We start from the raw sequence: 300 nt of genomic DNA, 5'->3' as shown, positions 1-300 counted from the left end.
GCCCTTATGCAGGGTTGATTATAAAACACAAAATAAGTTCTTGTGTTTAGGTGTAACATTTAAATGGTGGAGCCTAGCGGGATCGAACCGCTGACCTCCTGCGTGCAAAGCAGGCGCTCTCCCAGCTGAGCTAAGGCCCCTTTTTGAATGGTGGGCCTGAGTGGACTTGAACCACCGACCTCACGCTTATCAGGCGTGCGCTCTAACCAACTGAGCTACAGGCCCATCCAATTGAAGGAAGATCATATATTCATAGTTTGATCTCTCAAAACTGAACAACCAACACAGTACGTTTCCGTA

General features: G+C 47.7%; 2 tRNA genes. Both read right to left on the bottom strand.

Annotated elements, in window-relative coordinates:
* Positions 1 to 64: 64 nt before the first annotated feature.
* Positions 65 to 140, bottom strand: a tRNA-Ala gene (locus tag J0K78_RS19985).
* Positions 141 to 148: 8 nt separating this feature from the next.
* Positions 149 to 225: transfer RNA gene (locus J0K78_RS19980), tRNA-Ile, on the bottom strand.
* Between the last annotated feature and the right edge of the window lie 75 nt (positions 226 to 300).

It is taken from the genome of Halobacillus sp. GSS1, assembly GCF_017307035.1.
GTDB classification, from domain to species: domain Bacteria; phylum Bacillota; class Bacilli; order Bacillales; family Halobacillaceae; genus Halobacillus; species Halobacillus litoralis.
Note: the sequence above shows the minus strand (reverse complement) of the source record. Positions and strands in the feature narration are given on the sequence as shown.